Source organism: Oleiphilus sp. HI0043, from assembly GCF_001634935.1.
In genome coordinates, this window is record NZ_LWEY01001256.1 from 121,522 (window position 1) to 143,440 (window position 21,919).

Consider the following 21,919-nt stretch of genomic DNA (forward strand, 5'->3'; position numbering starts at 1 on the left):
GTCGCTACAACTTGGCCGACTTAGCCACGCAACGGAACAAATAAGGACAAACCGTGCCAAACCAATCTGAAAAATGCAATTCTCACGCCATATCCAATCGCTTTCGGGGCTTTCTTCCAGTCGTGATTGATGTTGAGACCGCTGGCTTTAACGCAAAAACCGACGCTCTACTAGAAATAGCCGCTGTTATTATCAGCATGAAGACCGATGGCGATCTCTACCTAAAAGAAACTGTACATTGCAATGTAGAGCCTTTTAGAGGAGCAAATCTTGAGGCTTCTGCGCTAGAATTTACCGGAATTGATCCGCACAGCCCTTTTCGTAATGCTCAACCCGAAAAGCTAGCCCTAGATAAAATATTCACACCTATTCGAAAAGCAGTGAAGGAAACTGGCTGTACACGAGCTGTACTTGTGGGTCATAACGCAACCTTTGACCACAACTTTGTCTTTGCCGCAGCAGAAAGAGCCAATATTAAGCGCAACCCTTTTCACCCCTTTTCGACATTTGATACAGCAACGCTGTCGGGTTTGGCATATGGCCAAACCGTTCTCGCAAAAGCCTGTGGAGCGGCAGGAATTGAATTTGATGGGAAAGCCGCTCATACCGCAAAGTATGATACGGAGAAGACAGCAGAACTATTCTGCAAGATAGTCAATAAGTGGCAACACCTCGGCGGCTGGCCCCTGTCCTCTTAAGCACTTTCTACTAAGATAAGCCAGACAGCAGCTGCGCGCTTCAGATATCGCCACCTAGGGTTTGTTCGTCTGGCTTTGTTTCCTGGGCCATACCAAACTAAACTTCGCTCCACCCATATCACTTCTGCCCAAGAAGGCTTGCCCCCCATGCCAATAAAGAATACGGCGTACAATTGACAAGCCTAGGCCATAACCCCCTGAAGCACGTGTGCGACTATCGTCCAAACGCGCAAACGGCGTAAAGACAGACTCCCAATCTTCCTCTGGAATACCAGGGCCATCGTCTTCAACATCTACACGACATGTCTCTGCATCAAAAGAGCAAACAACTTTTACCCTTCCTTGAGCATAGCGTGTCGCATTACCAACAAGGTTTTGAATCGAACGATGTATATAACGTGTTTCAACCTCTGACATTTTCCATACATCAGAGCCCTCTTTAAACTCAGAGAAAATACTCATATCTGGCTTAACAAGGCCTTGCTCGGAAACAACTTGATCAACAATTGCGCTAATATCAGCTTCCTGAAATGCCAAGATTGGCCCGCCCTGCTCAAGTCGAGCATAGGTCAATATCTCATCAATTAATTCGTCAAGCTCCTGAATATCGCCATCGATCCCCTTTACTTGCTTTTGCAATGCTTCCTCGGAGGGACAGTCTTCAATCATTTGTACACCAAAGCGTATTCTAGCAACAGGGGTTCTAAGCTCATGCGATACAGCATGGATCATTTCTTTCTGCACATACATCAGGCGCTGTATATGGTCGGCCATACTATTGAAAGCACCACCTAAGCGACTGATCGCATCTTCACTTCCCGCCCCGGATACACGAGCATCTAGCTCACCTCGCGAAATACGACTTGCCGCTGTTTCAATAGAGCGTAAACGGCGACTGAACCCCTCTACCAGGTAATAAACAAAGAGCATAAGCACTGCAACACACAGGGAAACCAGTGCAACGAACAAAATAAATGAAAAACCGGAGAACACTTCACCATACTCTAGACGAAGCAGTTCTCCGCTCTTCAAGCGCACATAACTAAATAAACCATCTTCATCAAGACCGTCATGAAAACCCTGTTTGGCAATATCATTTAATACTAACTGAGAACTTACCGAACTCGTCTCTTCCAATTTAGCAATCGAGACATTAAGCAGTGATTCAATGCTTTCAAGCTTGCTCAACTCCGTCGCATCAACCAGTAATTCGCTTACAAGAAGACGAAAAAGTGCTGAAAACTGCTTATCGCGCAAAGACTCAAAAACTAACAACTGCTCGCTAGAATTTTGCTGCTGGATAATCGCTCTAAGGTAGTCACCTTCCAGGGACACAAGCAGTCGTCCATACATCAAACGCTCTTGCTCTACCGCACTTAGACCTAATGATTCATAATCAGATAGGTAAGTATGTTCAGGCAGCTTTGAATGATCTTCACTGATTACACGGGATAGTTCGGTCATAGGAGTAACCAGCAAATCATGCCAGTAGTGCTCTTCCCTAACCTGATTAGAGACTTTAACCAGACCAAGACTAAAAAGGCCTAGCACAGTGATCACTGAAACTAGGCCAATAAAAATACGAATTAGAATTTTCTTCAAAACCAAAACTCTTTAAATAATTTGGCAAGCCGAGCTTGAGAGACTTATAAACTAAGCCTCTTTTACAAACAAATAGCCCTTGCTTCGAACTGTCTTGATCCTTCGTGGGTGAACCGGATCATCACCTATTTTCGGACGAATTCTAGAGACTCGAACATCAATCGAACGATCTTGACCATCATATTCGATACCGCGCAAGTTAGTAAAGATTTCTTCACGGCTCAGCACGTTACCTGCATTACTGGATAATAACCAAAGTAAGTCAAACTCTGCACTGGTTAAATCGATACTTTCATCGTCCAACCATGCCTCTCGCATTGAGCTATCAACAACCAGGTTGTTAAATACCAAGCGGGTCGCATCAGCTGCCTGACCTGACTCTGCACCAGCATCTGATGATTGGTCAACATGCTCATTAATCCGACGAAGTAAGGCGCGAATTCTTGCTAGCAGAACCCTAGGACGAACAGGCTTAGACATATAATCATCGGCCCCCATTTCCAAACCTAGTACCTGATCTAGATCGTCAGTTCGCGCAGTCAACATAAGAATCGGTCCATTATAATTAGGACGCACCTTACGACATATTGACAAGCCATCCTCACCTGGAAGCATCAGATCCAACACTACCAGATCAGGCTTTTCATTGACGATACGATCAACTGCATGAGAGCCATTACCTTCAACCGAAACGACAAGCCCATTACTCTCCAAGTATTCCTTGGTGAGATCAGCTAAACGCTCATCGTCTTCAACTATTAAAATTCGCCAAGCGTCGTTTTGTTGTTCAACTTCCATCTGTATTTTCTTATCTTAGTTCGTGATTTGGGATTGCATGGAGACCCGAAAGGTACTGATATTCCATACATTTTTCCGTTATGTAACAGTAAGTATATATGCAGCTTCAAAAAACACATGAAAAATTGCATATTTTTTATTCTAGCTAAATTTTACGCAGCTTCGACCACTTCGATTATCTCAATCTCAAAATTGAGAACCAAGCCTGCTAAAGGGTGGTTTGCATCAACCAGGACGAAGTCTTTTTCTACTTTAACAACCTGAACAACCTGCGCATCAGAGCCGGTATTGGTCTGGAACTTCATACCTTCTACAACATGCTCTACTCCTTCAAAAGCTGACATAGGTACTTTTGACACAAACTCCGGGTTATGCGCACCATAAGCCATTTCTGGCGGCACCTGCACTTCCAAGCGATCACCCGCTTGCCTCCCCTTTACAGCTTCTTGAAGCCCTCGAATCACGGAAGCACCACCAATCTCAATTACCATTGGTTCGCCACCTTCTGAAGTATCGACTACTTGCCCATCATCATTCTTCAACCAATAGTTAACTTTATATACTTGCCTTTCTGCCATTATTTATCACTCTTGTTAATCAGACCGGCTTGCCAACCAATCTACAGCTATGCGCCAGGTATTTTGCGGCGCTTTGTTACCAGCAAAGACGCCCGCATGCCCACCCGGAACAACACAAAACTCTTTATCTTCTGAAGAGACTATATCCAAAACCTTGTGCGCAGCACTTACACTCACCAAATTATCAGACTCGCCTGCAAATGCCAGAATCGAGCATCTAATTTGATTAAACTCGGCCATCACCTTTCCAATACGCATTTTTCCTTTAGCCATGGTGTTATTGATCATCATATGAACCGCCATTTCCCGAATGGTACGCCCTGGATAATCTACCATGTCGTCAAACCACTTGCTCATAGTCAGACTTTCTTCCAAATACTCCCTATCCCATAAATTCAAAAACTTCTCATACGTATTAATCACTGAGCCCATTGGGTTAGTTAATTTAAACACTAGCGATGAAGTCCATCCAGGCACATGAAAATAGCGTGTCGGTAAATCAAGTAAGGAAAAATTAAGCACGTTGGAAACCAGGTGCGCTGGCTTATATATTGCCGACAAAACCTTACCTGCTGCGCCGCTCTGATGCATATCGATCGGACTCGCGACTGTCACCAGGTTTTTGACTGATTCATCACCTGAAACCGCCAGATACATAAGAGAAAGCAAGCCACCCATGCAGTATGCAAAGATTGACACCTCCTCCTCATCAGAATGCGTAATGACAGCATCCATGATCATTGGCATCCACTCTAGCACATAGCTTTCCAGCGACAGGTTTTTATGATCTGCGGTTACATCTCCCCAATCAACCAAGTAAACATCATAACCATTCGCTAAAAAATAACGAACAACACTTCTATGCGGCATCAAATCAAATATCATTGATGTTGCGGCTAAAGGCGGCACCAAGATAACGGGCGTTTTGTGTCGCTTTTTCTCTACCTTGATTTTCTCACCCGCGATCTCAATCTCATCATCCTCTAATGGGTGATAATGACGAACTGACATGATGCCATCTTGAAAGATTTCATCGAATGAACTCAAGTTTGAGATATTAAAGTTCTCCGAAAAAGCAAACTGCTCCACACCATTAAGAACAGATAAAAAAACTTTATCTAGCAATCTTAGCTTTTTCTCAACCATCTATAGCTACAACCCTGTTAACAATAAAAAGATATCTCACAGTTATTATCTTAGCCCCACAAATAAAAAAACCCCAGCACAAGCCGGGGTTTCTATAGTAGTACTACTGGCTTCCTAGCCTAAGAACTTGATCATAACGCCCGCAGCAACTGCAGAACCGATAACACCTGCTACGTTTGGCCCCATCGCATGCATCAACAAGAAATTCTGAGGATTATTATCCAGACCAACCTTATTCGATACACGAGCAGCCATTGGAACAGCTGATACACCAGCAGATCCAATCAGAGGGTTAACTTTGTTAGTACTAAATACGTTCATCAACTTAGCCATGATTACACCAGTACCGGTACCTACTGCAAATGCAGCCATACCCAAGAACAAAATACCCAGCGTTTGAAAATCAAGGAATTTGTCTGCACTTAATTTAGAACCAACAGAAAGGCCTAAGAAAATAGTTACGATGTTAATCAAAGCATTCTGGGCTGTATCAGAAAGACGGTCCACAACGCCCGACTCTTTCATCAAGTTACCAAGACAGAACATACCCAAAAGAGGCGCAGCATCAGGAAGACAAAGTGCAACCAGAATCAATACAATAATCGGGAAAAGAATTTTTTCCAATTGATTAACTGTACGAAGCTGAACCATCTCAATCTTACGCTCTTCAGGAGTAGTCAAAGCATTCATAATAGGAGGCTGAATAACAGGAACAAGCGCCATATACGAATAAGCTGCGACAGCAATCGCGCCCAATAGGTGCGGTGCTAGTACACTTGATACGAAGATAGAAGTAGGTCCATCTGCACCACCGATAATACCGATCGTAGCAGCTTCTTCAATCGTAAATGAAACACCACCAATTTGCATACTTGTGAGGAAAGCAGCACCTAGAACGGTACCGAAAATACCAAACTGCGCAGCAGCACCTAGCAAAATAGTTTTAGGGTTAGCCAGCATTGGACCAAAGTCCGTCATTGCACCAACACCCATAAAGATAAGCAAAGGACCAACCATTGAGCCAATTACTACGTTATAGAAGTTTGTCAACATGCCATTAGCGTAACCCGCATCACTAGCAACGTTATGAGCTGCAGCGGCAGTAGCACTATCTGCCATTTTATAAGCGTCTTTAAACGCATATAAGGTCTCTTGCGTCATTTCCTGACCGGCTTCAAAAGGAACTTTCAAAACCTCTGCCAAAGCCATCATTACTTCAGGCTTGTGAAAATGTATCGCATTTTCAGCGGCCGATAAAGCAAGTCCAGCCTCTGGAATATTAGCCAATATCCCGCCCATACCAATAGGCAATAGCAACAAAGGCTCAAAGCCTTTTTTAATAGCCATATATAGAAGACCGAGACAAATAACGATCATCGAGAACTGGCCGATAGAGATATTATAAAGACCACTACCGGTCCATAAATTAAGTATATTTTCCATTGTCAGACTACCCTTATAAGGTCATCAAAGTATCGCCAACGGCAACTGAGTCGCCAACAGAGACACTAATCGTTCCAACAGTACCCGCTCGTGGTGCACGTACTTCTGTTTCCATCTTCATTGCTTCAAGAATCAACAGCAAGTCACCCTCTTGAACAACTTGACCAGGCGTTGCAACAACCTTAAAGATGTTACCTGCTAACGGAGCTGGAACCGGATCACCACCACCCGCAGGAGCAGCCGCTGCTGGCGCACCACCAGAAGCCTGTAAAGGAGCACCACCAGTAACTGGAACCATACCTGTGATATCACCGCCTTCCTCAACTTCAACAACGTAAGACTGACCGCTAACGTTAATGGTATAAACTTCCTTACCACCCTTAGCTGCCGCTTTTACGTCATCTTCACTTGGAACCGGCTCAAATGCATCTGCATTGTCACGATTCTCTAGGAACTTAAGACCAATCTGAGGGAACAGAGCATAAGTCAGAACATCATCGACCGTCTCATCAGCAAGCTTGATACCTTTTTCGCCAGCAAGTTTCTTAACTTCCTCAGTCAACTTGTCCATTTCTGGCTCAAGCAAGTCTCCTGGTCGGCAAGTAATTGCTTCACCACCATCTAAAACGCGATCCTGTAGCTCTTTATTATAAGGAGCTGGAGCCGCACCGTATTCACCTTTAAGAATACCCGCAGTCTCTTTAGAGATTGATTTATAGCGCTCGCCAGTCAATACGTTCAGAACCGCTTGGGTTCCAACAATCTGAGAAGTAGGTGTTACAAGAGGAATATGACCAAGATCTTCACGAACACGTGGAATTTCTTCTAGCACTGCATCAAATTTGTCTGCAGCACCCTGCTCTTTCAACTGGTTTTCCATGTTGGTCAACATGCCACCAGGAACCTGGGCAATCAGAATTCGCGAATCAGTACCACGCAATGAACCTTCGAACTTAGCGTACTTCTTACGAACCTTACGGAAGTAAGCAGCAATCTCTTCAAGAAGCTTCATGTCCAAGCCAGTATCACGACCAGTACCTGCCAATGCCGCAACCACACTTTCAGTCGCAGTATGGCCGTATGTCATTGCCATTGAAGAAATAGCCGTGTCAACACGGTCAATACCTGCTTCAACCGCTTTAAGAATTGTCATATCTGACAAGCCAGAAGTCGCGTGTGCATGTAATTGAACTTCTAGATCAGTCTGAGCTTTCAAACGCCCAACCAACTCAGAAGCAGCATAAGGCGTTAATGTACCGGCCATATCTTTAATAGCGATAGAATCTGCACCCAAGTCTTCAATCTGCTTCGCTAAGCTAACCCAGCTTTCCAAAGTATGTACAGGACTTGTTGTATAGGAAAGCGTTGCCTGAGCATGACCGCCGTTTGCTTTAACAGCTTTAAGCGCACGATCCAGGTTGCGAGGGTCGTTCATCGCGTCAAAAACACGGAATACCTCAACACCATTTTTTACAGCACGCTCTACGAACTTATCAACAACGTCATCAGCATAATGTCTATAACCTAACAGATTTTGACCTCGCAACAACATTTGCTGCGGAGTATTAGGCATGACTTTCTTCAATTCTCTGATACGATCCCATGGATCTTCACCAATAAATCGAATACAGGAGTCAAATGTAGCGCCACCCCAAGATTCAAGTGACCAATAGCCTACCTGATCTAGCTTTTCAGCAATTGGCAGCATATCGTCAATTCGCATACGCGTTGCTAATAAAGATTGATGTGCATCACGAAGTACGACATCAGTGATTCCGAGTTTTTTGTTCGAATCCGTCATTTTCTATCAAGCCTTCTGTTAAAGGTTCAAATTTTATTCACGCTCACTTCTTGTGGTCTGAGCGATATTTGTCTACTGCAGCAGAGAGTACTGCTAACAGTTGCGCATCATTAGATGCTTGAGTTACTGGCGATGCAGCTGGAGCTTTAGGCTCAGGTGCTGGCGCATATTTCAAAATCATTTTTGACATGAACGATGTAGCAAAAACTAAGATCGTCAAAAATACAAAAACGAATCCCATACCCACCAACATCAAGTTTATTGCTTCAGACATTAAATCAGTCATATTCTGACTACCTAATCAATTTGTTGTTGATAACAAGGAAATTATCCTAAAAACCACCCAAATGTAACACATGTTACTAGGCGAGCGTAATGTACCTTTTCTAGCGTTTGTAGGCAATACGATTTAATACAATTTTTAACTGTATAGTAGGGATATTAAATTAACAGAAGCGTTAAATAAGATAGGTTTAAAGGAGAAATAATATGGCACGGCTGGCAGGATTCGAACCTGCGACCAACTGGTTCGAAGCCAGTTACTCTATCCAGCTGAGCTACAGCCGCATTAGATGCTGATCAAGAATGTTTTAAAGTGGCGCGGCTGGGAGGATTCGAACCTCCGACCGCCTGGTTCGTAGCCAGGTACTCTATCCAGCTGAGCTACAGCCGCTAAACTTTAAAACTGCCATCCTAATTTAAATGGCGGAGAGAGAGGGATTCGAACCCTCGATGAGTGTTACCCCATACGCCCTTAGCAGGGGCGCGCCTTCAGCCTCTCGGCCATCTCTCCTCAAGACGCGGCGTATATTAACACATTTATTTTAAATGCCAACACCGCATTGAATTATTTTTTAAAAAACATCAACTTGTGTATTTTTTAACCACAAATTAGTCGTCAGACTGCTGCGCTTCAGACTTTTCTTTCTGTATACGCTGATAGATCTCTTCACGATGAACAGAGACATCTCTAGGCGCGTTCACACCAATACGCACTTGATTACCCTTTACACCTAATACGGTAACAGTAACGTCATCACCAACCATTAAAGTCTCACCTACTCGACGAGTCAATATAAGCATTCTTAGCTCCTTTTATTATGCAATATTCATCCAAAAAAGCTTCTTACTGCCACCTCAAAAGAGATAACAACGAGCACTTAAAGAGTATTATCGAAATTTCTCAAAAAGATAGTTTTAAGTGGATTAATCTTGCACATTTTCTATTTAGTTATAAATTGTGAAAATACTGTTCGCCTTGAATTAATGTTCCTGCGCCAGATCAAAAGCACCATGAAGCGTCCTTACGGCCAACTCTAGATACTTCTCATCGATCACAACAGAAATCTTAATCTCCGAAGTCGAAATCATCTGAATATTTATACCTTCATCAGACAAAGCTTCAAACATCTTGGTAGCTACCCCTGCATGAGACCGCATCCCTACACCGACGATAGATACTTTTGCAATATCGTTATCACCTGCAGTCCTCTCAGCACCAAGCTTCTCACATACTTCTTCTAATACCGCTTTCGCCTTTTTATAGTCATTTCTATGAACCGTAAAGGTAAAGTCAGTTTTTTTATCCAAGCCAACATTCTGTACAATCATGTCAACTTCAATATTCTTGTCACTAATAGGGCGCAATATCTTCGAGGCAACGCCTGGAATATCCGGCACACCTACCAAGGTCAATTTTGCCTCATCACGATTAAAGGCAATCCCCGAAACGGCAGCCTGCTCCATATTTTCCTCACTATCAATCGTAATCAAGGTACCTGGCCCATCCTCAAACGAAGATAGCACTCTTAAAGGCACACTATATTTCCCGGCAAATTCAACCGCCCTAATCTGCAAAACCTTAGAGCCCAAACTCGCCATTTCTATCATTTCTTCAAATGTCACTTTTTCCATACGGCGCGCACTATCAACAACCCTTGGGTCCGTTGTATACACTCCGTCGACATCTGTATAAATCTGACATTCATCCGCTTTGAGCGCAGCCGCTAGAGCAACAGCAGTGGTATCTGACCCGCCACGACCAAGCGTCGTAATATTATGATCCTCATCAACTCCCTGAAAACCAGCAACAACCACAACTTTACCCGCAGACAAGGCCTCGCGCATTCGCGACTCATCAATATCCTGTATTCTTGCCTTCATATGAGACTGATCAGTCAAAATACGAACCTGACCACCTGTCATAGACATTGCATCACAATCAATCTGCTGCAAAGCCATACTCAACAAAGCAATCGTCACCTGCTCACCGGTCGACACCAGCACATCCATTTCACGAGGTACAGGATCCTTAGATATTGCATCGGCCAATGATATTAACCTATTAGTCTCTCCACTCATTGCAGAGACAACCACTACAACATCATCACCTGAATCTCGAAACTTTTTTACTTTCTCTGCCACAGCTTGGATACGCTCAGTCGTACCGACTGAAGTACCGCCATATTTTTGAACAATCAGGGCCATTGACCTATTTAAAACCTCTTAATTGTAGACTTAGAACCTAACACTAAATAAGCAACTACTGCTGGGACTCAACCCATCCAGCTACCGACGCCAAGGTTTCTTCTAGAGCAGTAACATCTGTACCACCGCCCTTCGCAAAATCAGGCCGGCCACCACCTTTACCACCAACACCTGCCGCAACGACTTTCATCAAATCTCCAGCTTTGTACTGCTTGGAAATTGATTTCGTCACACCAGCAACCAAGGCAATTTTATCTCCGTCTACAGAAGCCAATAAAACCACCGCATTCTCAAACTGGTTCTTAAGCTTGTCTACAGCGTCTTCCAGACCTTTACGATCTACACCCGATAACTGAGCCGCAACTACTTTAACCCCAGCAACGTCCACTGCCTTGTCAGCCAATTGAGAACCTGCGTCAGCTGCAGCTTTCTGCTTAAATACCTCTAACTCTTTCTCAAGCGCACGACACTTTTCTACCCACTGATTTGCTTTTTCAAGAACATCTTCTCTACCCGCCTTGAAAACACTTGCGACATTTTTCAACTGCGCTTGCGACTCTCGATTCCAAGCTTCAGCCTCTGCACCAGATAAAGCCTCTATACGGCGAACACCTGAGGAAATTCCACCTTCAGACACTATCACTAGCGAGCCAATATCACCCGTACGCTGGGCATGTGTTCCACCGCATAACTCCACAGAAAAGTTATCATCCCCCATCGAGAGAACTCGAACATTCTCACCATACTTCTCTCCAAACAGCGCCATAGCGCCCATTTGTTTGGCCGTTTTTATATCTGTTAAAGTCGTTGTTACTAAAGAGTTCTCTCGAATTCTCGCGTTGACCATAGACTCTATTTCTAACAACTGCTCAGGCGTAACAGCTTCATAATGCGCAAAATCAAAACGCAGACGCTCACCATTACACAAAGAACCTTTCTGAACGACGTGCTCTCCTAGAATCTGCCTAAGCGCTGCATGCAACAAGTGAGTTGCCGAGTGATTTAGAGCGGTCGCATCACGCTGAACACTATCAATGGATGCCTTAACAGAAACACCTGATGACAACTCACCACTTTCAATCTGGCAAATATGTAAAAAATGATTTTCTTGTTTCTGGGTATCTTTTACCAGTGCTTTACCACCATCCCACTCGAGGACACCAGTATCGCCAGCCTGACCACCCGACTCTGCATAGAAAGGTGTCGACGCCAATACCACGATACACTGCTCGCCAGCTCCAGCCTTGGCATTCTCACCATCAACCGTAACCGACAGTACCTCTGACTCATGATCAAAACTTTCATAGCCAACAAACTCGGTACTCCCCGAAATATCCAAAGAGTCGTTGTAATCAACACCAAATTTGCTCGACGCGCGCGCTCTTTCTCGCTGCGTTTCCATTGCAGCTTCATAACCCTCGTGATCTAGCGTTAACCCTCGCTCACGAGCGATATCATTAGTCAAATCAACCGGGAAGCCGTAAGTATCATATAAAGTAAAGACCGTCGCACCAGAAATAACGGTACTATCCAGAGACGCAATATCTGACTCCAGAACCTTCATTCCCTTATCAAGCGTTTTGGAGAACTGCTCTTCTTCCTGAAGCAAGATTTGCTCTACTTGCTTCCGGGAAACCTTGAGCTCAGGGTAAGCTTCACCCATCGCGTCAATCAAAACCTCGACAAGGCGATAGAAAAACGGCTCAGAAGCACCAAGTTTATTTCCATGCCGAATAGCGCGGCGAATAATTCTGCGAAGTGTATAACCACGCCCCTCATTCGAAGGCATTACACCATCAGAAATCAAGAAGGCACTGGCACGAATATGATCAGCAATAACCCGCAGAGATTTTTCTTCAATAGAAACGCCACCCAATATTTTGGATGCGCCATTTAGAATGGTCTGAAAAAGATCAATTTCGTAGTTTGTATGCACATCCTGCATCACGGCAGCAATACGCTCCAAACCCATACCGGTATCTACAGAAGGCTTTGGTAGGTCATGCATCACTCCGTCAGCAGTACGATTAAACTGCATGAAAACGAGGTTCCAAATTTCAATATAACGATCACCGTCGTCATTTGGACCACCAGGAGGATCACCAGCAATATCCTCACCATGATCATAAAAAATTTCGGTACACGGCCCACAAGGCCCGGTATCTCCCATAGACCAAAAGTTATCTTTCTCTCCTAGCCTTGAAAAACGTGACTGGTCGATACCGATTTCATTAAACCAGATATCTTCAGCTTCTTTATCATCTTTATAGACAGTCACCCACAGTTTTTCTTGCGGTATATTTAACTCTTCAGTTAAAAATTGCCATGCAAACCGAATTGCATCCTGTTTAAAATAGTCGCCAAAACTGAAGTTACCTAGCATTTCAAAAAAGGTGTGATGGCGAGCTGTATAACCTACGTTTTCAAGATCGTTATGTTTACCGCCAGCACGGACGCATTTTTGCGAGGTGGTCGCTCGATTATAAGCTCGTGACTCTTTTCCCAAAAACGTATCTTTAAACTGATTCATTCCCGCATTTGTAAACAACAAGGTCGGATCATCTGCCGGAACCAAAGAACTACTATCGACAATCTCGTGTTTATTACGATTAAAAAAGCTCAAAAATGCGTGACGGATCTCTGCCGTTTTCATAACAAAACTCACCTGTTATTGTACTTTCCTGAAAAATCAGTTTTTTTAAACCAAAAGAGCGCGATACTCTATCACAAACATCCCCACCCAAACACTGGATTCCTCGCGCTATTTACAACTTTTTTACATAGTCGCTACCGGAAGCAAAAAGCGCCCGACAAAAAACTCGGTTAAGCCGAAGGAAGCACCCTAAAGTTAGCTGGTTAACGAAAAGCTATAGAAAAGGAAAGAAAAAAGAAGGGACCTTAAATAACTAAAATCTTAGGTAATATCTGGAAAATCGTGTGCAAACTTGCCTATCCACTCTTCAGCAGCATGTTCACCATCTATCGTGCGGCCTTCAACCTCTTGAACCCACATTCGATAATGTTCGATATGGCAAACTTGCTCTACCATACGCGCAGTAAAGGCATCCTCTCTACTCGTAAACTCTATGCCCGCTTCAAAACGATCCGGGCGTGACAAACACCAAATAACCTTAGCCTGAGCTTCAAATGGAGGATCGACAATCGGAATCTTAATATTTACTACTGACCCGACTTTTAAACGCTGTTTCGAACTAAAACTCAAACCACCCAAGCTAACGTCTTGGGCTACTGACTTTTCAAGAGCAACATGGCCACCTTCAGCACCAAGCGATTCCGCACCATTTTCAGGTGAGAGTTCATCAACTGCCGTAAACTCTATTGGTACGTCTGCCGGGTGGCGTATATAGGCTCTCATAACTCTTGTTAATCTCACTTATTATTCACTAAGAATTTATTGTAGGCAAAGTACAGTTTAGTTGATATGCCTTTCTAACACCATTTCCAATTGCGCTATTTTGAATGGCTTCGTCATAAACTCATCCATACCGACCTGGAAGCATCCCTCAGCTTCTTCTTCAAAAGCATTTGCTGTTAAAGCCACAATTGGCGTACGACCACGTTCAGGCTTGGATCGTTCGATCTCACGTATTATTTGCGTGGTTTCATAGCCATCCATTTCAGGCATTAAACAATCCATAAAAATTAAAGCATATTTATTCTTCTTAAATAGCTCAATTGCCTCAAACCCATTTACCGCCAGGTCTACCTGGCAGCCATTACGCTCCAGCATACGCATAACAAGCTGCTGGTTAACAATGTTATCTTCGACAATTAATATATTGGACTTGGTTTGGTCCTGTAGATCTATAACTTCGGGGTCCGAACTTTCTTCAGCATCACTCACGGTATATCGCGTCACCAAGCGACGCTCACTTCCCTGACGGAATCGCTCAGCATAGGCCTGACACATAACTCCCCTCAAAAACGGGTCACGGAACTGCTTACTCAAAAAGCCACTAGCTCCTGCCAAAAAGAAGCCTTCCGCATCACCCAACTGTGGATTTGAACATAAAACAACGATCTGCACAGGATCAACGATAGACTGGCGAATCATCTGACAAGCTTCTACACCCGACAAATCCTGTAAGATGTCATCACACAAGATCATGTTGAACTGCTCTTCACTTCCAGCATAAGAATGCAAGGCTTTTATCGCTTCTGCAGCAGTCCCCACCGCCTCGAACTGAATCCCCCACTCGCTTAAGAGTTCAAGTGTAATTTTACGACTAAGCTCATACGAATCGATCACCAGTACTTTGAGCGTTTTCAGCAAGGACAAATCCAACAACTCTCTGGAGTTATCGCCACGAACTACCGGCAAGTTCAACTCGAACCAATAAATAGACCCATCATCTTCTTTTGATTCGTTCAGCAATGTACTACCCATGAGATCAACTAACTGGTAGCAAATATCCAGGCCCAAGCTACGCTTTTCCCTCAGTTCCGAAGAAAAACCTATATCAGCAACATCAACCCGCTTATTAAGCCTCTGTATAGGCTTACTACCACTATCTTCAATTGACAAACGAATGGCCGCTCGAGAATTCTTTTGAGACAAAAGATCAACATTAATAAAAACGTGACCCTTCTCAGTGTGCTGGATCGCGTTAGCAACTAGGTTCATCAATACTTGTCGTATTCGTACAGGGTCTCCTCGTAAAGTCTGTGGAATATCGGGGCTAATTCGGCTCTCGAACACAAGGCCCTTTGACTCAGCCCTGTTTTTCAAAAGAATAGTAACACCGGATAACACCCCTCTTAAATTGAACGGTATCGTCGTAATCATAAGATCGCCCGACTCGATTCTGGAAAGGTCCAAGACATCATTTACAACGTACAACAATGACTCTAAAGACACCTGAATAGTTTGAGCATACTCACGCTGTTCATCTTCCAACTTCGATTCCAGCAATAACGAAGTGAAACCTAGCAACCCGTTCATTGGCGTTCGCAACTCATGGCTCATTTTTGCTAGAAACAAGCTTTTCGTCTCGCTGTTCTTGCGTGCTGCTTCTAACTCCTTCTGCGACAACGTTAAACGAGCCTCAGACTTATACAGACGCTCTTCCATCTCCTGCTTATACTCTAGAATCGATAACCACAGTTCAGAGACCTCAGTATCCTCTAATGAAGAAAGCCTCTTCATAGACTCATCTACATTCTGGTTTTTCAGGTCAATCATAAACTGACGCAAGCGCCTAACAACAATCTGATATCCAAGCAAAACACTCGTTAGCGAGCAACAAGCGACAACCAGCACATACAATAAAAAGCTAGTCAGTCCTTCCCTAGAAACCTCTTCAATGACCCCATCTAAACTCTGGACGACAGCCAGCTCTCCTAACCAGTAGGCTTGAGCCTCCCCTCCCTTCCAATAACTAATTGGATAGACAGATTGCTCGATGCGGGCAGAGGCCCCAATACTTCCAACCGTTATAGTACGACCGTCATCATAGCTGAGCGTATACTTTCTGGTTTCTTTCCCAGAAATATGCAAATGACAATCATCCAGCATCGCAATTAGTATCGCTTCGACCTTTTGATCGTTTGCGCGCCAAACAGCTTCACTTATCGGGTCAAGATTAGAAGACAGTAAATGATCTAAACACTCATTGATTGAATCAACTTGCATTTGGTAAGAGTAAACCCCTTTCGTAAAAACAATACCAAGCGATAACAATATGCTAAACAAAAAGCTATATAAGCAAATACGCTTAAGCAAGGGGGCTTTCTTTAGCTGTTTTAGCGTATTAGTTAAGCGCAAATGAAATCTCCTGAAGGGGATGTGAAAACTTGTGCAACACTAGCAAAATTCTTACGTGGCGTGTAGTACTGTTCAATGGCAAATGTAAAACGAGAATTCTTAATCAAAGGTAATTCGTGGCAAATTGCTTACCGTGGTAGCCTAGAACTCTAATTTAACTAATTTTCATAAGCTAATGCGCTCTATACTTACTACCCTTTGCTACATCGTGCTTTTTAGCTCTCAATTACAAGCTGCACAAACCTATAATAGCGAGACAATAGACGCTCGAAACAACAGCCCTATTGCTATGCTTTTCTCTCTCCCAAGAGCTAGCTTTTACCCAAATGAGCAAATCGGATCGATTCATTTACAATCAGACGCTTCGCTCACCAATTACATCAGCACTACAGATAAAAATGGCGACTATTTTCGCATAGACGGAGAAACCTGGAGATTTAGAAACACAGTTTCATACCAATATTCTCAACAGCTTCGCATTCTGGTAGACGCGTCCTGGATAAAACATGGCGGCGGTTTAGGTGATCGATTTATTTTCCACTTCCATGATGCATTAGCACTTCCACAAAATGGCCGCTCCGATAAGCAACACGATAGGTTCAACTGGACACTCTATTCTGAAAATCAGCAGGTATTATCTTTTCAGCGGGAAGCGTCTTCATGGGGTGACACCGAGGTTTCATTCGCATGGAAAATGAAAGAAATCTCCGATACTCAATACAACGCTACACTTAAAATTCCCACTGGCAACTACACGAATCAAACAGGCAGTGAAGCCTTCGACATAAATTTTAGCATCACCCAGCAGAACCCTGAGTGGTTCAAAAGGCGCAATTTTTTTGAACAAACAAAGCTTTCTTTATGGTACGGTACTGGTCTTGGCTATATAGGAAAGTCAGAGCAACTTAAGATTCTTGAGCAGCATCCTGTAAACCTTTCTTTTCGCGCAGGGTTCGCGTGGCTAATTAGTCCTAATTGGCAGTTAAAAAGTCAGATTGATACTCACTCCCCCTTGTTCAAAACAGAGCTACGTGAACTTGGCTGGGTACCGCTGCAAATATCCTTTGAAAGCGCACACCGTTTCAGTCAGGATATATCAATAAATCTGATGATTGCTGAAGACATTAGGCCACGATCCGTACCAGATGTGATCCTTAAGACAAGCCTAAGAATTAGACTTTAAAACTCACCTTAGAAACTTTCGGTGTTAAGAACTTAATTACCAAGTAAAGAATTGACTAACAAGGAACTTGAAAACCAATGCAATGCTTTAAAAAAGGAAAGTTAAACCCTGGCTTATTATCATTTATCGGGTTGATCGGATATACACTTGTACTATCTACACCCACAGCCCATGCTGATGAGATTGATCTCAGACTCAGCAATGACGCGGTTCACGGAAACTATACTAAAGATAATAGCCGGTCTAAGGCAAGGTTTGGCATGGGGTACTTCTATAAAGATGACGATTACACAACCAATATTCTAAACGTTGACCTACATGCAAAAGGACAAACCGTTATCGGTAATATGCCAGCAACAGTTGCTATTGGATTTGAAAGTAACTTTTTTAAAATCGAGGATTTCAAAGGTACTGCTGTTGGAATTGGCGGTTCACTAAGGCTAAACCTACCAAGCGCACCTGGCTTATCATTTGAAACAGATCTACATTATGCGCCCAAGGTACTATCTTTTGGAGACTCTGACGAGTTCAGTCGTTTTAGAACCCAAGTCAATTACCGAATTATTGAAAATGCCGATATCGCATTCGGCTTCCGCTATATGAATGTTGGCAGCGAATTAGATGGCAAGAATGAAACCCTTGAAAGCGGCGTATACCTTGGTCTTCAGTTAGCACTATAAGACTCAGGAGAGCACTGCAAACGCAGAGACTAAGCCGGATTCATCAGATAAACTAATGTGTATAGTCTCTGCACCCATTTCTTCCATTTTTAATTTTGCTTTTTGGTGCAAGACAGCAACAGGTTGCCCGCTCACCGAATGCGCGAGCTCTATATCATGCCAGGTAATACCCTGAGAGACCCCAGTACCCAAAGCCTTTGATACAGCTTCTTTGACAGCAAAACGCTTAGCTAAGAAGTTGTCTGGACGATTCGATTCAAGAAAGGAGTCAAACTCGTTGGGGGATAATATCCGCTTTGCAAAGCGCTCTCCATAACGCTCGAGGGATCTGGCAATTCTCTGGATTTCAACCAGGTCATTGCCAATACCTTTAACAGTCATAATTCACTATTAGCTCGTAGATTGTATTAAGGCATTCATTTCACGAACCGCATCCTTTATGCCAACAAACAAAGCCCTAGCAATGATACTATGCCCTATATTGAGTTCGTTAATACCGGGTATGGCCGCTATCGCATGCGTATTATGATAGTGCAAACCGTGCCCTGCATTAACAATCAGGCCATGAGACAAGGCCAAGTTCAAACCACTACGAATCCTTCCTAACTCTGCTTGCAATTCAAGCGGATCCTTACACTCGGCATAATGCCCTGTGTGAATCTCAATGGCTTGAGCACCGCAACGAACAGCCGCTTCAATTTGCGCAGGCTCAGGATCGATAAACAGAGAAACTTCTGAACCAATCTCACTCAAGCGAGCGCAGGCATCCTTAATACGATCTTCCTGCGCAATGACATCCAAGCCACCCTCAGTAGTCAGCTCCTCTCTTTTCTCAGGCACCAAACAACAATGTTCAGGCTTAACCTTCTCGGCAAGCCCTAGCATATTTTCGGTTACTGCCATTTCAAGATTCATTCGAGTTTGCAAGGTTTCCTTCATCACCAGTACATCTCGCTCTTGAATATGGCGTCGATCTTCACGCGGATGAATTGTAATACCATCTGCTCCAGCCTCTTCAGCCAGTAAAGCAGCTTGAACAGGGTCAGGGTAACGTGTGCCACGAGCCTCTCTCAAGGTTGCCACGTGATCAACGTTCACGCCTAATAAAACTCTGCCATTAGGATTTTCCATCAAATTTACCCCTTAAACTTTATCGGACGAAATAACTCTCGACTTTTTATCACCTGACCACCCAAAGCATCATCAACCAGATAGCGCATCAACTGCTTGGCCTTTAAGTACTCTTCCTTTTGCCAGGTAGAGCCATTAACAATATCTAAAGTACTGATAAGCGATATTGCTTTTCCACTTATAATAAACACACTTCCTAAGTTAGAGCTGGCCTTACCAACTCCTTCAAAACCTTGCTGTGAAAGAAACTTATATCCCTGATCCTTCTGAATCTTGTGACCATAAATATCATGTTCAAAATCAGGCAGTAATCCTAGCTCACTCAGTAAAAGGTATTCAAATTTTCGCAAACAGCGCTGCAAGTCTTGCCCTTCAGCTAGCTGATCCAAACAATCTACATAGTTTGAGAACACTCCCAGGCTTGGCTCATTGTCCGGTACTAGCTTCAGAACCAATTCATTAAGGTAGTAAGCACTAAAAAGATAGTTTGCGCGAAGCTTATAGGGCTGGCTTGGAACATCGACGGATCGAAGTGTTTTGATTGAAGAGCGGCCACTCCAAGAGAGCAAAAGAGCCTGAAAGGGTTGAAGCAAGGCTGACCAAGCACTTCCTTTTCGCAAGGCCCCTTTTGCGATCAAAGTAAGCCGTCCGAAATTAAGTGAAAACACATCAACTAAAAGACTGGACTCCTGATAAGGGCGCCGGTTCAAAACATAAACCGCTTGCTGCTCCTCAATCATACTCATGCACTGACCGCCCCCTATTTAAAGGAGCCTTACTCGTCTCGATAACCCAAACTCTTTAAAGCCCTTTCATCATCAGACCAACCACTTTTGACCTTAACCCATAGGTTTAACATCACCTTGGTATCAAACAAGCGCTCCATTTCTTTACGAGCATCACGGCCAATGATTTTTATTTGTTCACCCTTGTCACCAATAACGATTTTCTTTTGACCACTGCGCTCTACAAGTATTAGCGCGCTAATATGCAGCACGTGCTTAACCTGTTTAAACTCTTCAATCTCTACAGTCACCGCATAAGGTAGCTCTTCCCCCAGCTGTCGCATGATCTTCTCACGCACAAGCTCAGCAGCCAGAAAGCGCTGACTTCTGTCAGTCACTTGATCTTCAGGATAGTAATGAATACTGTTTGGAAGGAAGCTATCAATTAGTTTTTCAAGAGAATCAACATTATGTCCATGCTTGGCAGAAACTGGAATAATTTCGTTGAACGAATGCTTCTCAGCCAAAACTTGAATGTGCGGTAACAAAGCACCTTTTTCTTTTGCCTGATCAACTTTATTTAACACGAGAATTACAGGCGCTTTTGCAGCTTGGATTTTTTCAAGCACGAAGCTATCTTCCTCTGTCCACTTGGTTCGATCAACCAAAAAGACAATAACATCAACATGCTTAAGCGAATCTGACGCCGCTTTATTCATATATCGATTAATCGCTTTATGTTCTTTCAGGTGCAAACCAGGTGTATCAACATAAACGACTTGCGCTTCGCCTTCGGTTTTGATCCCTAAAATCTGGTGACGCGTGGTCTGAGGCTTCTTTGAGGTAATACTAATCTTTTGACCCAATATACGATTTAGCAACGTTGATTTGCCGACATTAGGGCGCCCAACAATGGCGACATAGCCACAACGGGTATTCGGGTTATTAAAACTTTCCAAGTCGAATTCAGTCATGATAATACTCCAGGGTTATGACTTTTCTTCCAGAATAGCCAGCGCTTGCTTTGCTGATTTTTGCTCAGCTATTCGTCGACTAGGGCCTTCACTATTTGTTCTGATACTCATTGATGCAACCTCACACTCGACAAAGAAAGTCTGATCATGAGCTTCACCTGTGACCTTAATAACTTCATATTTCGGGAGGTCTTTCTTTATAGATTGCAGATATTCTTGTAGGCGGGTTTTAGGGTCTTTTTCGGTATTATCTAAAGACAAGTTAGCGAAACGCGGCTCATACCACGATAAAACAACTTCTCGGCAAGTTGAATGATCGCTGTCTAAATAGATAGCACCAATGACGGCTTCCAGAGCATCAGCAATAATCGACTCCCGCCTAAAGCCACCACTCTTCAGCTCACCGCCCCCTAAGTTCAAATAGTCGCCTAGCTTAAATTCTTTACCAATCTCTGCCAGCGTTACCCCTTTTACCAACAAAGAGCGCAAACGGCTTAGCTGACCTTCTTTTGCAGACGAGAAGTGTTGAAACAGATATTCAGCAATAACAAAGCTAAGTATGGCATCCCCTAAATACTCCAGGCGTTCATTGTTCGCACCTTTAAAGCTACGATGCGTTAACGCTAAATCTAGCAGGCTTTGATCTTTGAACGCATAACCAATTTTTCGTTCAAGCGCACTCAAGCGATTTTGTTTCATAGGGACTAATTTTTCCAAACTTTGCTCAAGCCTTTTCCAAAAAAGACGGTGATAAATAACTCTAAACTAAAACTTTTTCTCTATAGACTCTTCGAAGGAGACCACTGCATCTATGTTGCTATAAATCGGAATGCGAACTTCATACTCTACCGAGATATAAACACTTTCATCTGTAACTTCAGCATAGAA

20 protein-coding genes and 3 tRNA genes are annotated in these 21,919 nt (G+C 43.5%); 3 read left to right on the top strand and 20 right to left on the bottom strand.

Features of this window, described 5'->3' with window-relative positions:
* Positions 1-53 precede the first annotated feature (53 nt).
* Entirely contained in the window at positions 54-698 is a 645-nt protein-coding gene (gene rnt / locus A3729_RS16110; RefSeq protein ID WP_068507852.1) for a ribonuclease T, read from the top strand.
* A gap of 54 nt (positions 699-752) precedes the next feature.
* Here the strand turns inward: rnt and A3729_RS16115 are convergent, their stop codons facing one another.
* The 15 genes from A3729_RS16115 to A3729_RS16185 form a co-directional block, all read right to left on the bottom strand.
* Entirely contained in the window at positions 753-2,300 is a 1,548-nt protein-coding gene (locus A3729_RS16115; protein ID WP_068507854.1) for an ATP-binding protein, read from the bottom strand.
* 51 nt (positions 2,301-2,351) lie between these two features.
* Positions 2,352-3,098 (bottom strand): response regulator, encoded by a 747-nt coding sequence (locus tag A3729_RS16120; protein ID WP_068507858.1) that lies wholly within the window; start codon positions 3,096-3,098, stop codon positions 2,352-2,354.
* A 152-nt stretch (positions 3,099-3,250) separates the two neighbouring features.
* Positions 3,251-3,676, bottom strand: a complete 426-nt coding sequence (locus A3729_RS16125) for a peptidylprolyl isomerase (protein ID WP_068507860.1) — start codon at positions 3,674-3,676, stop codon at positions 3,251-3,253.
* Positions 3,677-3,691: 15 nt separating this feature from the next.
* Positions 3,692-4,801 (bottom strand): alpha/beta fold hydrolase, encoded by a 1,110-nt coding sequence (locus A3729_RS16130; protein WP_231877449.1) that lies wholly within the window; start codon positions 4,799-4,801, stop codon positions 3,692-3,694.
* 135 nt (positions 4,802-4,936) lie between these two features.
* Positions 4,937-6,265, bottom strand: a complete 1,329-nt coding sequence (locus A3729_RS16135) for a sodium ion-translocating decarboxylase subunit beta (protein WP_068507864.1) — start codon at positions 6,263-6,265, stop codon at positions 4,937-4,939.
* Positions 6,266-6,278: 13 nt separating this feature from the next.
* On the bottom strand, positions 6,279-8,066 hold the full coding sequence (gene oadA, locus A3729_RS16140) for a sodium-extruding oxaloacetate decarboxylase subunit alpha (protein ID WP_068507867.1): 1,788 nt from the start codon (positions 8,064-8,066) through the stop codon (positions 6,279-6,281).
* A gap of 43 nt (positions 8,067-8,109) precedes the next feature.
* Positions 8,110-8,352 (bottom strand): OadG family protein, encoded by a 243-nt coding sequence (locus A3729_RS16145; RefSeq protein WP_068507869.1) that lies wholly within the window; start codon positions 8,350-8,352, stop codon positions 8,110-8,112.
* Positions 8,353-8,556: 204 nt separating this feature from the next.
* Positions 8,557-8,633, bottom strand: a tRNA-Arg gene (locus A3729_RS16150).
* A gap of 29 nt (positions 8,634-8,662) precedes the next feature.
* Positions 8,663-8,739: transfer RNA gene (locus A3729_RS16155), tRNA-Arg, on the bottom strand.
* A 30-nt stretch (positions 8,740-8,769) separates the two neighbouring features.
* A tRNA-Ser gene (locus A3729_RS16160) sits at positions 8,770-8,859 on the bottom strand.
* A gap of 98 nt (positions 8,860-8,957) precedes the next feature.
* Positions 8,958-9,149 (bottom strand): carbon storage regulator CsrA, encoded by a 192-nt coding sequence (csrA, locus tag A3729_RS16165; RefSeq protein ID WP_068507871.1) that lies wholly within the window; start codon positions 9,147-9,149, stop codon positions 8,958-8,960.
* Positions 9,150-9,329: 180 nt separating this feature from the next.
* Complete coding sequence (locus tag A3729_RS16170; protein ID WP_068507874.1) at positions 9,330-10,553, bottom strand: aspartate kinase; 1,224 nt, start codon at positions 10,551-10,553, stop codon at positions 9,330-9,332.
* Between the two features lie 55 nt (positions 10,554-10,608).
* Entirely contained in the window at positions 10,609-13,206 is a 2,598-nt protein-coding gene (gene alaS, locus A3729_RS16175) for an alanine--tRNA ligase (RefSeq protein WP_068507877.1), read from the bottom strand.
* A gap of 261 nt (positions 13,207-13,467) precedes the next feature.
* Positions 13,468-13,929, bottom strand: coding sequence for a PilZ domain-containing protein (locus tag A3729_RS16180; protein WP_068507878.1), 462 nt, complete (start codon positions 13,927-13,929; stop codon positions 13,468-13,470).
* A 57-nt stretch (positions 13,930-13,986) separates the two neighbouring features.
* The gene (locus A3729_RS16185; protein ID WP_068634078.1) at positions 13,987-16,338 is read right to left on the bottom strand and encodes a response regulator; all 2,352 of its coding nucleotides are present in this window, start codon (positions 16,336-16,338) and stop codon (positions 13,987-13,989) included.
* Between the two features lie 175 nt (positions 16,339-16,513).
* Between A3729_RS16185 and A3729_RS16190 the strand changes: the two genes are divergently transcribed.
* Both A3729_RS16190 and A3729_RS16195 read left to right on the top strand, forming a co-directional pair.
* Positions 16,514-17,521, top strand: a complete 1,008-nt coding sequence (locus A3729_RS16190) for a DUF3187 family protein (RefSeq protein WP_068637670.1) — start codon at positions 16,514-16,516, stop codon at positions 17,519-17,521.
* A 77-nt stretch (positions 17,522-17,598) separates the two neighbouring features.
* Entirely contained in the window at positions 17,599-18,201 is a 603-nt protein-coding gene (locus tag A3729_RS16195) for a YfaZ family outer membrane protein (RefSeq protein ID WP_082865048.1), read from the top strand.
* A gap of 3 nt (positions 18,202-18,204) precedes the next feature.
* Here A3729_RS16195 and acpS read toward each other — a convergent pair whose 3' ends face one another.
* The 5 genes from acpS to rnc are packed head-to-tail and all read right to left on the bottom strand — an operon-like array spanning position 18,205 to position 21,730.
* Positions 18,205-18,582 (bottom strand): holo-ACP synthase, encoded by a 378-nt coding sequence (gene acpS, locus A3729_RS16200; RefSeq protein ID WP_068507884.1) that lies wholly within the window; start codon positions 18,580-18,582, stop codon positions 18,205-18,207.
* A gap of 9 nt (positions 18,583-18,591) precedes the next feature.
* Positions 18,592-19,332 (bottom strand): pyridoxine 5'-phosphate synthase, encoded by a 741-nt coding sequence (pdxJ, locus tag A3729_RS16205; RefSeq protein WP_068507886.1) that lies wholly within the window; start codon positions 19,330-19,332, stop codon positions 18,592-18,594.
* A gap of 5 nt (positions 19,333-19,337) precedes the next feature.
* Entirely contained in the window at positions 19,338-20,078 is a 741-nt protein-coding gene (gene recO, locus A3729_RS16210; protein ID WP_082880395.1) for a DNA repair protein RecO, read from the bottom strand.
* A gap of 29 nt (positions 20,079-20,107) precedes the next feature.
* Entirely contained in the window at positions 20,108-21,031 is a 924-nt protein-coding gene (era, locus tag A3729_RS16215) for a GTPase Era (protein WP_068507888.1), read from the bottom strand.
* Positions 21,032-21,046: 15 nt separating this feature from the next.
* Positions 21,047-21,730, bottom strand: coding sequence for a ribonuclease III (gene rnc, locus A3729_RS16220; protein ID WP_068552847.1), 684 nt, complete (start codon positions 21,728-21,730; stop codon positions 21,047-21,049).
* Positions 21,731-21,919 lie beyond the last annotated feature (189 nt).